This is a genomic window from Leeuwenhoekiella sp. CH_XMU1409-2, from assembly GCF_037029365.1.
Taxonomy (GTDB): domain Bacteria; phylum Bacteroidota; class Bacteroidia; order Flavobacteriales; family Flavobacteriaceae; genus Leeuwenhoekiella; species Leeuwenhoekiella blandensis.
Genome location: NZ_JAYMEI010000006.1, coordinates 55878 through 70089 on the forward strand (window position 1 = coordinate 55878; position 14212 = coordinate 70089).

Genomic DNA, 14212 nt, shown 5'->3' on the forward strand with positions numbered 1-14212 from the left:
AGTTATTAACAAATAAATTTATACTTTCAAAAGCGAAAAGAGTATGCGATAAAAATTCTAAAAAAGCAATCTTATTTTCTTTTTTTATTACAATTTTTGTTCACATATTTGCCCCGCACTGAATGAAACGAAGATCTCTTTATTTTCTCACTTTTCAGTCGTCCGAAACCAAAAATAACTAAAAACTTCACCACAAGAATGAGTATGACTGCGCAAACAGTATGGGATAATTGTCTCTCATTTATACAGGACAATATAACCCCGCAGGCTTACAAAACCTGGTTTGAACCTATACGAGCGGTTAAACTTACAGACAATGCGCTAAGCATACAGGTACCCAGTAAATTCTTCTATGAATGGCTAGAAGAACATTACGTTAAATTACTTAAGGTATCGCTCACTAAAGAACTAGGTGAACATGCAAAATTGGTTTATGTGATCCGTATGGAAAACACCTACGGAAACAAGCAACCCTTTACCGAAAAAATTCCGAGTACCAACCGTCCTAATACAATGAAATCTCAAGAGGTTGATGCTCCCTTAAAAAATAAAAATCCCGAGCTTAAGAATCCGTTTGTGATTCCCGGCATTCGTAATCTGGAAATTGAGTCTCAACTTAATCCTAATTACAACTTTGACAACTTCTTAGAAGGAGATTCTAACCGTTTGGCACGTTCTGCCGGTATGGCTGTAGCCAATAAACCAGGCGGAACTTCATTCAACCCACTTTTAATCTTTGGTGGCGTTGGTTTGGGTAAAACGCATTTGGCACATGCGATCGGTGTTCAAATTAAAGACCGCTATCCTGATAAAACTGTCTTATATATTTCAGCTGAAAAATTCACCCAGCAATATATAGAGTCGGTTAAAAAGAATAATAGAAATGACTTTATACATTTCTATCAAGTGATCGATGTTCTAATTGTAGATGATATTCAATTACTTTCTGGAAAAGCGGGTACACAGGATGTGTTTTTCCACATTTTTAACCACTTGCATCAAAACGGAAAACAGGTTGTCTTAACCAGTGATAAAGCACCTGTTGATATGCAAGATATTGAGCAGCGTCTCTTGTCTCGTTTTAAATGGGGACTTTCAGCCGAATTGCAATCACCAGGTTTTGAAACGCGCGTTTCTATCATCAAAAACAAACTGTATCAAGACGGTGTAGAAATGCCTGAAGATATTGTGGAGTTTTTGGCTAACAATATCAAGACAAACATTCGTGAGTTAGAAGGTGCTATAATTTCGCTTATAGCCCACTCTTCTTTCAATAGAAAAGAGATCAATCTGGAGCTTGCTAAAAAGATTGTCGACAACTACGTTAAACATACCAAACGTGAAGTTTCTATAGATTATATCCAAAAGGTTGTAAGCGATTATTTCCAGATGGATGTTGACACCCTGCAATCTAAAACACGTAAGCGTCATATTGTTCAGGCACGTCAACTCGCTATGTTCTTTGCTAAGAAGTTGACTAAAGCTTCGCTGGCAAGTATCGGTTCTCAAATAGGAAAAAGAGACCACGCCACCGTATTGCACGCTTGTAAAACAGTAGATAATTTATCTTCTACAGACAAGCAGTTTAGAAAATATGTTGAAGATCTCAACAAAAAGCTTACGATGTAAATCGCAGCGTATATTTAAGACTGAATATACCTCCTAAAATATACAGAAGATGAAAACGCATATTTTAATGGTTTGCTTAGGTAATATTTGCAGATCACCACTCGCCGAAGGTCTTCTAAAATCAAAACTTGATGCTGAAAGATTTCAAGTTGATTCTGCCGGAACCGGTCATTGGCACGTAGGCAGTATGCCAGATTCCCGAAGCATTGCCGTTGCTCAAAAAAATGGTTTGGATATCACAGATCAACGCGGTATGCAGTTTAAACCGGCGTTTTTTGATCGCTATGATCACATCTTTGTGATGGACAATTACAATTATGAAGATGTAGTTGCTCAAGCCACTAAAGATGAAGACAAAGCAAAAGTTCAGCTTATTTTAGACGAAATCTTTCCGGGAGAACGTGTTGATGTTCCTGATCCTTACAATGATAGTTTGAGGGGTTTTGACCGCGTTTACGAAATGCTTGACGAGGCCACTACAAAAATTGCAGAGCGACTTAGTTAATCTCAAGTACAAACTATGCATATCAAAACTGAACTTGGTAAACTTTATCTCATTCCGGTAACGCTTGGCGACACACCACCCTTGGAAGTGATGCCGGGAATGGTGCAAAAGATCGTTGAGCAATTAGATGATTATATAGTTGAAAATGAAAAAACAGCACGTCGTTTTATAAAACAGATTTCTCCAAAAAAACCACAACCTTCCCTAATCCTACATGCCTTAAATAAACATACGGAAGTTTCTGAAATACCTAACTTTCTAGATGCTTGTTTAAAAGGTAAATCTATGGGATTAATGTCTGAAGCCGGAGTTCCCGGTGTTGCAGATCCCGGTGCTGAAGTGGTGCGCATCGCTCATGAAAAAGGTATTCAAGTTGTTCCGCTTGTTGGTCCTTCTTCAATCTTAATGGCGATGATGAGTAGCGGAATGAATGGTCAAAACTTTGCATTTAACGGCTATTTACCCATTGACCAAAAAGAAAAGCGCAACGAGCTGAAGCGCTTAGAACACCTTTCTAAAGACTATAACCAAGCACAACTTTTTATTGAAACCCCTTACCGTAACAATAAGATGCTTGACGAACTTTGCAATACCTTGAATGGCTCTACACGATTATGCATCGCTTGCGACATCACATTAAACACCGAGTTTATCGTAACCAAACCCATTTCTGTCTGGAAAACCAATAAACCGGATTTACATAAAAGACCCGCGATCTTTATTATACAACATTAAAAAAGCGACCCACAGGTCGCTTTTTTAGTTCTATATGAATATTGATCTTAACTTTCTAAGTTTACTTTCGCAGTACGATTAGGCTCTATAAAAGAAACATCATATCCTGAAAACTTCTTCATATAGCTGCGTATAGAAGTCCCAAAAGCATCTCTAAAACCCTCTACGCCACCAGAGCGTAAATAACTTTTAACGCTACCTGGACCTGCAAGATGCGCAGCTGCCAGAATTCCAGATTCTGTCACCTTCACACCATTGATCACTTTACCATTAAAGCGTTTGATGTCTTTTCTTAAAACCCACTTGTTACGCGAGGCATTAGCTACAAAGGCTTTCTCCTGCCAAACGGGATTGTTCAAAAATTCTTCAGTATCTGTTATTCCTAAAAGCAACAAGGTACTTCTGCCAAACTGATACTTACCTAAATATCCAAGCTTGTTAATGCGCTTGTAATCATTTTGTGATTCTTTAAATCCTAAAGCTTCTTTGAAACCTGTGAACGATTTTCCGGGAGTAGCAAGATTTAAATTTGAAGTGTTGTCCAAAACTGACGAATCTACTTCATCAAATTGCGGAACAGTATAAAATAACTCTAAACCTTCAGTAGAATTTTCGCGTGGCTTATCTGCATCTTTTACTGACATGCTTAATGCCACAAGTCCAAATACAGAAGGAAGCGCTGCTAGTTTTACTATGTTTTTCGTCATAAACTAATTTTCAGACAGGTAGTAACGCGCCACTGAAATACCCATCTATATTACCGCGCAAATATACGAATAGAATTCAAGCGATTGATTATGAATTGGTTAAGCTTTTCCCAAAGTCAACAAATTCAATAAAATAGCTGCTATTTTAAAGCAATCACTACTTTTTATTACCGATTTTAACATTTACAAATATCCTTTTTGAAGATTATGTAAACATTTAACATTTGTTAAATTATCGGTTAATGCCCTGCTTGTTAATCCAATTAATATACTGCTTTCTGTTTGCATTGTGCTGAGCCATAGTCTTCGCAAAAAGATGATAGCCGGGATTAGAAACGTCTGCAACAAAGAAATAGTATTGATGATTTTCAGGATTTAACACTGCATTAATTGCAGATAGATCGGGCATAAAGATAGGTCCGGGTGGTAAACCGGCATATTTGTATGTGTTATACGGAGAATCTGTTTCCAGATCTTTATATAGAACACGCTTTATGACTTGGTCAAAATCATTCTGCGTTTTTTTTACCGCATAAATTACCGTCGGGTCTGCATCCAACTTCCAACCGTTATGCAAACGATTCAAATAAACTCCGGCAACTCTTGGGCGCTCATCATTTTTTGCTGTTTCTTTTTGAACAATAGATGCTAGCGTATATACTTCAGCTGGTGTTAATCCTTGTGCTTTTGCTTTGGCTTTTCGATCCTCGGTCCAGAATTTCTTATACTCTTTGAGCATACGGTCGCGGTATTCTTCAGCATCTGTATTCCAATAAAACTCATAGGTATTGGGCAGATACATGGTAAGCGCTGTTTCTTCAGAAAATCCGTTTTCCTTTAAAAATTCAGCATCAGTAAAGGCTTCAATCAGCGCTGTACTGTCCACTTCAAGCTGTTGCCCTATACGCCCCGCAAGATCTACAAGCCGTTCTTGATTATTAAAAGCGATTTTGACCGGAGTATTCCCGCTACGGATCGCATTTACGATCTCATTATTATTACTCCCCTTTTTAATAATAAAATGACCAGCCTTGACATTACTCGTATAGCCCTTACGCTCAGCGACTTGGTCAAAAGATTCCAGATCTTTAACTAGAAGTTCTAAATCTGCTCTTACATCACTATAGTTTGCATCAGATCGTACATAAATATGAGCCTCCCCATTATTAAATGCGGTATTGGGAGAGAAAAACTTACCGTAAATCGTGTAGGCAAAAATCCCGCCGATAATCATCCCGATTACTGCAGTAGCTGCAATGATTTTTTTAATGTACATCTGTGTGAATTAATTGGTATAAATATTCGTTTCTATAACTTCCGCCTACGCGTGTCCAATCTTTTTTGAGTCCTACGCGTTCAAAACCTTGTTTTTCAAACAATTTAATACTTGGAGCATTTTCTTCAAGTATGTTTGCATACAACTGATGAAACTCTAGGCGTTTAAAGGCGTATTTAATAATGAGTTTCAACGCTTCGGCACCATAGCCTTTTCCACGTTCCACTTTACTAAAGATCAAAATCCCTAAGCCTGCACGATTATTTCTAGGATCAAAATCAAACAGATCGATCATTCCTAAAGCTTCTTGATTATCGGCTTTGCAAATCACTAAGCGCAATTGCTTTGCCTCGTAAATATCTTTGTGTGAATTCTTCAGGTATTGCTTCAGTAAAAATTTAGAAAACGGAGTGAGCGTTGTACTCAGCTCCCACAAGTCTTCATCATTCTCGATCTCAAATACCAGATCCAGATCTTCTGGTTCAAGCGCTCTTAAATAAACTAAGTCTCCTTTTAGCGTTAATCCCTCCATACTCCTTCAAAAACTTTTTGGGCCGGGCCTATGAGAAAGATATTTTTATACCCCACTCCTTCTGGTTCAAATTCGATTTTTAAATTACCACCTTCTACCTGTAAGGGAATACTCGTATGACTTACTTTTCCCTGTTTGTGAATGGCCAAAGCTACCGCGGTTGCTCCCGTACCGCAACTCAACGTCTCATCCTCTACTCCACGCTCATAGGTACGCAACCTGAAGCCTTCAGTCGTAGCTTCAACAAAATTGATGTTACTTCCGGCTTTGCCGTAAAGCGGTCCGTAGCGCAATGCTGCTCCATTACTTTTCACATCATAATGTTCTATATCGTTCACCCACTGCACGTGATGCGGTGAGCCGGTATCTAAAAATAAATGATCTTCATATTCTTTGATTTCTGAAACATCTTGCATTTTAAGATGTACCAGACCATCTTTTATATACGCTTCGTGTAAACCATCTATTGCTTCAAAAGTGGTTGAATTTTTAATCACTCCCAACTCTTGAGCAAAAGCTACGATGCAACGCCCTCCATTACCACACATTGAACTTGGGTTGCCATCTGCATTATAATACACCATGGTAAAGTCCTGATCCTCGTGGTTTTCAAGCAAGATCAAACCGTCTGCACCTATGCCAAATTTTCGGTCACAAAGTTGCTTTACGAGTTTGGTATCATTTTTGGAAAATATATGTTGACGGTTATCGATCATTACAAAATCGTTGCCGGTGCCTTGGTATTTATAAAAAGGTATAGACATAGCTGGTTTTTTTTAAGCTTCGCAAAAATACATAAAGCGAATATTCTACACCTTGTTAAGACCGAGTTAAATACTGCAACACGATATACTGTCACTCGTATTTATAATGTTATATAAAAAAATAGAAACGTATTATGAAAAAATTTGCAAGCCTATTGTTTGTTGCCATCTTAGGTGGTGGTATTACTCTGGGAGCATATAAGCTGCTGGAAGATGAGTCTAGAACTGAAGTTTCTAACCCAACTACTAATTCTAATTTTAGTACTGTAAGCTATGAAGGCCGACCGATAAGCAGCACGAATGCCGACTTTACCGAAGCTGCCGACCGTACCGTTCATGCTGTTGTTCACGTAAAAAATGTACAAACCCAAAGGCAACCCCGTAATTTAAGAGAATTCTTCTATGGTGGTGGAGAAACCCGCAAAGGACTCGTAGGTGCCGGTAGTGGCGTGATTATTTCTGCAGATGGTTATATTGTAACCAACAATCACGTGATCGATGGAGCTTCAGAACTTGATGTGTCTTTAAATGATAACCGAACCTTTAAAGCTGAAGTAATCGGTACAGATCCGCAAGCAGATATCGCACTTTTAAAAATCGATGCTGATGAAGACCTTCCTTATTTACCTTTTGGAGACTCAGATAATGTGCGTCTTGGAGAATGGGCGCTTGCTGTAGGAAATCCATTTAATTTAACTAGCACAGTGACTGCAGGAATTATTTCGGCTAAAGCCCGAGATATCAATGAATATGATTCAAATCCGCAATCTTTTATTCAAACCGATGCTGCGATCAACCCCGGAAACAGTGGTGGTGCATTAGTAAATATCAATGGAGAATTAATTGGTATCAATACCGCTATTACTTCACAAACCGGTAGTTATGTAGGTTACGCATTTGCTGTACCCTCTAATAATGCGCGTAAAATTGTAGAAGATATTCTTGAATATGGTGATGTACAACGTGGAATATTAGGAGTAAGCGGAACCAGCTTAAACCCAAGTATTGCCAGTCAGCTTGACGTTGATGCTGTTGAAGGTGTTTATGTTGCAAATGTTGAATTTGAAAGCGGCGCAAAAAAAGCTGGATTACAAGAAGGAGATATTATCACTCAAATTGATGATGTAGAGGTAAATAAATTTTCAGATTTATCTGGATATCTTGGTTCAAAACGTCCTAATGACGTGGTGCAAGTAACTTATACCAGAGACGGTGAACGCAATACAGTTCCTGTAACCCTCTTAAAATATGAAGCTTTTGTTATTGAAAAACCAGGTTTAGAAGTTCGCGAGGCGTCTAAAGATTTACTGAAAGAATACGGAGTGAGGAATGGAGTCGTGATCTCTCAGGCCACTAATGAGAAATTAAAAAGATATGGATTAAATGGCATCCTGATCACCGAAATAGATGAGGAAGCTGTACAATCGGTAGATGACGTAAAACGCATTATGAATGCTAAAAATCCAAATGAGCCGGTGAGCATAAGCTTTGTAGGGAAAGATGGAGAGAAAAAGCAAATTATTTTTCAATAGTAAATCACCTCAGGGCTATTCCATAAGGCATTGTCTGGAAACCAACGTTTAATTTCGAGACAAGCCACGGAGTATTTGACCCTTTGGCGGCGCCAATAAAATTAGTATCCTGTCATTTAATCTCAATTATCGAGAAATTCTAGTGAAATTAAAGCCCTTCGATCGAAGGGCTTTTTTTATTCTAAAATCGCACAACGAAAACGATATAGTTAAGTATCTTTGCCGAAAATTTAAACATACAACACACTTAACTAATGACAACTCCTAATACCTACGAAAAAGAACTTGCCTTTCAAGCCGACAGACGCCGTGCCACCATTGAGTTCATTAAAATCGTTAGTGATCTTTGGTATGATAATAATATCGAACTGGTATTATTCAGAAATCAGCTTATTGATCGTAACGTGAGCGAAATCCTCAATTTGCACGCCTATGCCGGAGCATTTGTTCAAAAACCTATTTCCATATTTGATAGTGTAGAACTCGCTAAGGCTATTCAGCAAGTCAGCCTCCCTCCTGCTAAACTTGATATTGGTAAACTTACTTATGAATACCATATTGAAGACAATGAATATACCGACGCTAAAGCCTTTGTTCATGACAAATTAAAAGACGCACAAGACGCAGAAGCTATCTCTCCCAAAGATGTGGTCTTATACGGTTTTGGAAGAATTGGCCGACTTGTCGCACGCGAATTAATGACCCGAACGGGAAGCGGCAATCAGTTAAGACTTAGAGCCATTGTTGTTCGTGGCGCTATTGATGAAGCGGTCTTAAAAAAACGTGCATCTCTTTTAAAAAGTGATAGTATTCACGGGGATTTTCCGGGAACTATAGATGTTAGTTTAGAACGTGAAGCTTTAATCATAAACGGTACTACGGTAAAATTAATTTCAGCCAACAATCCTGAAGATATTGATTACACTCAATACGACATTGACGAAGCACTCATTATTGATAACACCGGTGCTTTTAGAGATCAAGAGCAATTGAGCAGACATTTAATTGCAAAAGGAGTTTCAAAAGTACTGCTCACCGCCCCGGGAAAAGGAATTCCCAATGTGGTTCACGGAGTAAATCACACACAGGTGAACCCTGACGAAACTTCAATCGTATCTGCAGCCTCTTGCACCACCAATGCGATCACTCCGGTTTTAAAAGTTATTGAAGAAACTTTTGGTATATCCACTGGTCATTTAGAAACCATACACGCCTATACCAATGATCAAAATCTGGTCGATAATATGCACTCTAAATATAGAAGAGGCCGCGCAGCTGCGCTCAATATGGTCATTACAGAAACGGGAGCCGGTAAAGCGGTTGCTAAAGCCCTACCAGACCTCGAAGGAAAACTTACCTCAAATGCGATACGCGTACCGGTGCCTAACGGTTCGCTTGCGATACTCAATCTTAAACTGAAACAAAAAACCACGGTTGAAACCATTAATGCAACTTTAAAAAAGTATGCTCTAGAAGGTGATCTGGTCGAACAAATTAAATATTCGATCAATACAGAACTTGTTTCCAGCGATATCGTTGGCTCTTCGGCACCTTCCATTTATGACAGTCAGGCTACGTTGGTTTCTTCAGATTCAGAAAATGCTGTGCTGTATATTTGGTACGACAATGAGTATGGTTACAGCCATCAAGTTATTAGACTCGCAAAGTATATTTCAAAAGTGCGAAGATTCACCTATTATTAATCCTTTGAATTTCAGTAAATTGATAACATAAACTAAAGTTTATATTTATTATGCTAATAGAAGTAAAACGCTTAGAATTGATTATTTTTGCAGGCTTTATATACTAAGATGGGATACGCTCCGTTTTCCCACACATAGAAAAATGACTAGCTAAAATGAATACTATAAAAATCAACTTCCTCCTCTTCTTTTTTGCGATAGCAGCTGTTTCGGCTCAAGAAACGCAAAACGCAGAACAACCAACCGAGCCTAAAGTAAATACGATCTCGCAACAGTTTGAAGATTTACTTGAAAATTCAAATAACTATCAGGAATATAAAGTTGTTAAGCAAAATGCGCTTCAAAAACTGAAAAGTAACGCTGCCGATAGTATCAATGGATTGAAAGGACAAATAGTAGGGCTTCAGGAGGAAATTCAAACTCAGGATGCAAAAATCAGTGAATTAAACAAATCACTTGAAGATACACAAGGTACGCTCGATCAAACCAGAGCAGAAAAAGACTCTATTTTTTTCCTAGGTATGCCTATGAGTAAAGGCAGTTATATGGGAATGATGTGGGGCATTGTGGCGGTTTTAGCTTTAGCCTTAATTTTCTTCATTTTCAAATTTAAAGGAAGTAACGCACATACGCAGGAAGCCCGACAAAAGTTGGCAGATGTTGAATCTGAGTATGAAGAATACCGTAAAAAAGCACTGGAAAAAGAGCAAAAGATGGGACGCTTACTTCAGGATGAGCGTAATAAAGCTGTTAAAAAACAATAGCAAAAGCTTTTATTCATGCGTATTGATATCATCACAGTTGTTCCTGAACTTTTAAAGAGTCCGTTTGAAGCCTCAATTATGCAACGTTCGATTGCAAAAGGTCTTGTTGAAGTTCATTTTCATAATCTTAGAGATTACACCACCAATGCGTATAAGCAAGTAGATGATTATCAATACGGCGGTGGCGCAGGAATGGTCATGATGATCGAACCTATAGATAAGTGCATCAGTGGCCTCAAAGCAGAACGCGACTACGATGAAGTGATCTATATGACGCCTGATGGAGAAACCCTTAATCAGGGAATTGCCAATACGATTTCGCTTCAAAAAAACATCATTATTCTTTGCGGGCATTATAAAGGAGTTGACCAGCGCGTGCGTGATCAATTTATCACGCGCGAGATCTCTATTGGAGACTATGTTTTAAGTGGTGGCGAATTGGGAGCGCTCATTTTATGTGATGCGGTTATTCGGTTAATTCCCGGTGTTTTGGGGAATGAAACTTCGGCCTTAACCGATTCTTTTCAAGACGATATGTTGGCTCCACCGGTTTATACGCGTCCTGCAGAGTATAAAGGTTGGAAAGTTCCTGAAATACTCACCTCAGGTAACACTCCAAAAATTGAAGCTTGGCGCGAGGAACAGGCTTATAAACACACACTTAACAGAAGACCAGATCTGTTAAAAGACTAATTTCTAGTTTCTTTATAAAAAATTAGGATTAACAATTGTCTAATTTATTTTTTATAGTAAATTTGCACGCTCATAGAACCAACCTCTGGCGAGATACGTGAATGTTGCTTTTATTCAATTTTAAAAAATCTTAAAAATGGAAGATTTAATAAGTTTTGTACAAAACGAATTCGTAGAGAAAAAAGAATTTCCAGAATTCAGTGCTGGTGATACAATCACTGTTTACTATGAAATCCGTGAAGGTGAAAAAGTACGTACACAGTTCTTTAGAGGTGTTGTAATTCAAGTACGCGGTACCGGAGTAACAAGAACATTCACTATCAGAAAAATGTCTGGTACTGTTGGTGTTGAGCGTATATTCCCAATTAATATGCCAGCTCTTCAAAAAATTGAAATCAATAAGAGAGGTAAAGTACGTAGATCTCGTATTTACTACTTTAGAGGTCTTACTGGTAAGAAAGCTAGAATTAAAGAAGTTAGAAAATAAACTTCTTTCTACATACGATTTAAATGCTCCCAAACGGGAGCATTTTTATTTGATAGCCATTCGTTATCAACAAATGTTCAAATATACTGTTAATCAATGGTTAACAATAAAATTCAAATTTCAGCTACAACGTTATAGAATTTTTATTACCTTTATTATATCAAACGTTTCTAGAATGATTTTTTTTGAAATTCATTCTGTTTCCAATAGCATTACCACTGTATAGCAGTAGTTTCTTGAAAACAGGTAAAGCTATTGGGTGGGATTTTCAAATAATCCCTATGTTTTGATTTACGGTGCAAGTACTAATATTCTTGTCTCAGGAACTTCAAGGGTTCACCGGTAAAAAGTCAAACCATTAGAAGCTCTGTTGCGCTAGTGATTATCGCAACAGAGCTTTTTTCATTTTACACTACAATATATCTTATCTGTTCACAAATTAAAGCTTACTCCCAATTTTACAGGCTTTAAGAAGAATTTAAGTGTTAAAATCTACACGAAAATTCTATATTTGCAATCCACAAATTATTCTTGAATTTTTTTAAATAAAAAAACCTTCAAATAAGAGAAAGCACCCCTTTTAGTGACGGAATTAAAATCAAGATTTATTAAACGAACTCATTTTTATGTCAACCAAAACATCTAAAATAGCTTACACCAAAACTGATGAAGCTCCGGCGTTAGCTACGCATTCTTTTCTACCTATCATAAGTAAATTTGCTAAGCCTGCCAATATCGAATTTGAGGTTAAAGATATCTCTCTTGCCGCTCGACTTCTTGCGAATTTTCCAGATTTTCTTACTGAAGAACAAAAAGTAAGCGATGCCCTTGGAGAACTTGGCGAACTGGCAAAGAGCCCGGAAGCTAATATCATCAAACTTCCTAATATTAGTGCTTCGGTACCACAGCTTACTGCTGTGATCAAAGAATTGCAAGCAAAAGGTTTTGCGGTTCCCGATTATCCTGAAGAAGCAAAAACTGAAGAGGAAAAGGCAATCAAGCAACGTTATGCAAAAGTTTTGGGTAGTGCTGTAAATCCTGTTTTGCGTGAAGGTAATTCAGACAGACGTGCTCCTAAACCGGTTAAAGAATATGCTCGTAAAAACCCACACAGTATGGGTGCTTGGTCAAAAGACAGCAAATCACACGTAGCTACTATGGCCAGTGGTGATTTTAGAGCCAATGAGAAATCGGTTACGTTACCAGAAGCGACTTCAGTAGATATCATTCACATTGACGCTGCAGGAAACAAAAAAACACTTAAGGAGAATTTAGCGCTTAAAGAAGGTGAAATTATAGATGCAACCTTAATGAGCAAGGCGGCGCTTCTTGAGTTCTTAAGCGAGCAAATTGAAGATGCAAAAGCCCAAGGGATTTTATTCTCAATACATATGAAAGCTACCATGATGAAGGTTTCAGACCCTATCATCTTTGGCCACGCTGTAAAAGTATATTTTAAAGAAGTTTTTGAGAAGTTTGGAGAAGATCTTAAAGCAATTGGTGTTGACACCAGAAATGGTTTAGGCGACCTTTTAAACGACATCAACAAGCTTCCTGAAGCTAAGAAAAATGAAGTAGAGCAAGCGATCTTGACTACTTTAGAAAATCGTGCTGACCTGGCAATGGTAAATTCTGATAAAGGAATTACCAATCTACACGTTCCTAGTGATGTGATTATTGATGCTTCTATGCCGGCAATGATCAGAAACAGCGGGCAAATGTGGAATGCTGAAGGAAAATCTCAAGATACTAAAGCGGTTATCCCAGATAGCAGCTACGCTGGAATTTATCAAGAAACCATCGACTTCTGTAAAGAACATGGTGCTTTTGACCCTACTACAATGGGTACTGTTCCTAACGTAGGACTGATGGCTCAAAAGGCTGAAGAGTACGGTTCTCACGATAAAACTTTTGAAATTGCTGAAGCCGGAACTGTTCAGGTTGTTGATGCTGCCGGCAATGTGCTTATTGAACACGCTGTTGAAGAAGGTGATATCTGGAGAGCGTGTCAAACGAAAGACGCTCCTGTTCAAGACTGGGTTAAACTTGCTGTAAACCGTGCAAAAGCAACGGGTGTTCCTACCATTTTCTGGCTTGACAAAAACCGCGCACACGATGCTGAACTTATCAAAAAAGTTGAACTTTATTTAAAAGATCACGATACTGCAGGATTAGATATTCAAATTATGTCTCCTGTTGAAGCTACCCGCTTCAGCCTGAAACGTATGAAAGAAGGAAAAGATACTATTTCGGTTACCGGAAATGTATTGCGCGATTACAACACAGACCTCTTCCCTATTCTTGAAGTAGGCACCAGCGCAAAAATGCTTTCTATCGTTCCGTTGATGAATGGCGGTGGTTTATTTGAAACCGGTGCCGGTGGTTCTGCTCCTAAACACGTACAACAGTTTGTAGAAGAAGGACATTTACGTTGGGATTCTCTTGGAGAATTTCTTGCCTTAGCGGTTTCTTTAGAACACGAAGGAAATACAAACGACAATGCAAAAGCTTTAGTTTTAGCTGAAACGCTTGACGAGGCAACGATCAAATTCCTAGATAACAAAAAGTCTCCTTCTCGTAAGGTTAATGAACTTGATAACCGTGGTAGTCATTTCTATTTATCACTTTATTGGGCACAAGCATTAGCAGCTCAGGATAAAGACAAGGAATTGCAAGTTCACTTTGCTGAAATCGCTAGTGAAATGGAACAAAATGAAGAAAAAATTCTTCAGGAACTGTTAGATGCTCAAGGAAGCGAAGTAGAGCTTGGTGGATATTATTTCCCTGATGAAGAGAAATCGTCTTCAGCAATGCGCCCAAGTGAAACACTTAACGCGATCATCAACTCCTAGGTTTTTCTAGAAGGCAATATAAATTGAAGGGTT

At 38.3% G+C, this 14212-nt stretch carries 13 protein-coding genes; 9 read left to right on the forward strand and 4 right to left on the reverse strand.

Annotated elements, in window-relative coordinates; genetic code table 11:
* Positions 1–198: 198 nt before the first annotated feature.
* The 3 genes from dnaA to WA338_RS08170 are packed head-to-tail and all read left to right on the forward strand — an operon-like array spanning position 199 to position 2869.
* Positions 199–1629 (forward strand): chromosomal replication initiator protein DnaA, encoded by a 1431-nt coding sequence (gene dnaA, locus WA338_RS08160; protein WP_336092941.1) that lies wholly within the window; start codon positions 199–201, stop codon positions 1627–1629.
* A gap of 49 nt (positions 1630–1678) precedes the next feature.
* A complete protein-coding gene (locus WA338_RS08165) occupies positions 1679–2134 on the forward strand; it encodes a low molecular weight protein-tyrosine-phosphatase (protein WP_009779982.1) in 456 nt (151 codons plus the stop codon).
* Positions 2135–2149: 15 nt separating this feature from the next.
* Positions 2150–2869 (forward strand): SAM-dependent methyltransferase, encoded by a 720-nt coding sequence (locus WA338_RS08170; protein WP_336092943.1) that lies wholly within the window; start codon positions 2150–2152, stop codon positions 2867–2869.
* A gap of 47 nt (positions 2870–2916) precedes the next feature.
* Here WA338_RS08170 and WA338_RS08175 read toward each other — a convergent pair whose 3' ends face one another.
* The 4 genes from WA338_RS08175 to dapF all read right to left on the reverse strand — a co-directional run bounded on the left by WA338_RS08175 (position 2917) and on the right by dapF (position 6148).
* Positions 2917–3576 carry a hypothetical protein gene (locus tag WA338_RS08175; protein ID WP_009779980.1) on the reverse strand — a complete coding sequence of 220 codons (660 nt, stop codon included), beginning with the start codon at positions 3574–3576 and terminating at the stop codon, positions 2917–2919.
* A 232-nt stretch (positions 3577–3808) separates the two neighbouring features.
* Positions 3809–4852: an endolytic transglycosylase MltG gene (gene mltG / locus WA338_RS08180; RefSeq protein ID WP_009779979.1), complete on the reverse strand. Its 1044-nt coding sequence runs from the start codon at positions 4850–4852 to the stop codon at positions 3809–3811.
* Complete coding sequence (locus WA338_RS08185; protein WP_009779978.1) at positions 4842–5384, reverse strand: GNAT family N-acetyltransferase; 543 nt, start codon at positions 5382–5384, stop codon at positions 4842–4844. Before WA338_RS08185 ends, mltG begins: the two co-directional genes overlap by 11 nt.
* Positions 5372–6148, reverse strand: coding sequence for a diaminopimelate epimerase (gene dapF, locus WA338_RS08190; RefSeq protein WP_009779977.1), 777 nt, complete (start codon positions 6146–6148; stop codon positions 5372–5374). The genes WA338_RS08185 and dapF overlap by 13 nt, the downstream gene beginning before the upstream one ends.
* A 134-nt stretch (positions 6149–6282) precedes the next feature.
* Between dapF and WA338_RS08195 the strand changes: the two genes are divergently transcribed.
* The 6 genes from WA338_RS08195 to WA338_RS08220 all read left to right on the forward strand — a co-directional run bounded on the left by WA338_RS08195 (position 6283) and on the right by WA338_RS08220 (position 14179).
* Complete coding sequence (locus WA338_RS08195; RefSeq protein WP_009779976.1) at positions 6283–7680, forward strand: trypsin-like peptidase domain-containing protein; 1398 nt, start codon at positions 6283–6285, stop codon at positions 7678–7680.
* Between the two features lie 254 nt (positions 7681–7934).
* Positions 7935–9383: a glyceraldehyde-3-phosphate dehydrogenase gene (locus WA338_RS08200; protein WP_009779975.1), complete on the forward strand. Its 1449-nt coding sequence runs from the start codon at positions 7935–7937 to the stop codon at positions 9381–9383.
* A 155-nt stretch (positions 9384–9538) separates the two neighbouring features.
* Positions 9539–10147 (forward strand): hypothetical protein, encoded by a 609-nt coding sequence (locus WA338_RS08205; RefSeq protein WP_009779974.1) that lies wholly within the window; start codon positions 9539–9541, stop codon positions 10145–10147.
* Between the two features lie 15 nt (positions 10148–10162).
* Positions 10163–10840: a tRNA (guanosine(37)-N1)-methyltransferase TrmD gene (trmD, locus tag WA338_RS08210; protein ID WP_009779973.1), complete on the forward strand. Its 678-nt coding sequence runs from the start codon at positions 10163–10165 to the stop codon at positions 10838–10840.
* Between the two features lie 136 nt (positions 10841–10976).
* On the forward strand, positions 10977–11327 hold the full coding sequence (rplS, locus tag WA338_RS08215; protein WP_009779972.1) for a 50S ribosomal protein L19: 351 nt from the start codon (positions 10977–10979) through the stop codon (positions 11325–11327).
* 626 nt (positions 11328–11953) lie between these two features.
* The gene (locus tag WA338_RS08220; RefSeq protein ID WP_272985245.1) at positions 11954–14179 is read left to right on the forward strand and encodes an NADP-dependent isocitrate dehydrogenase; all 2226 of its coding nucleotides are present in this window, start codon (positions 11954–11956) and stop codon (positions 14177–14179) included.
* Positions 14180–14212 lie beyond the last annotated feature (33 nt).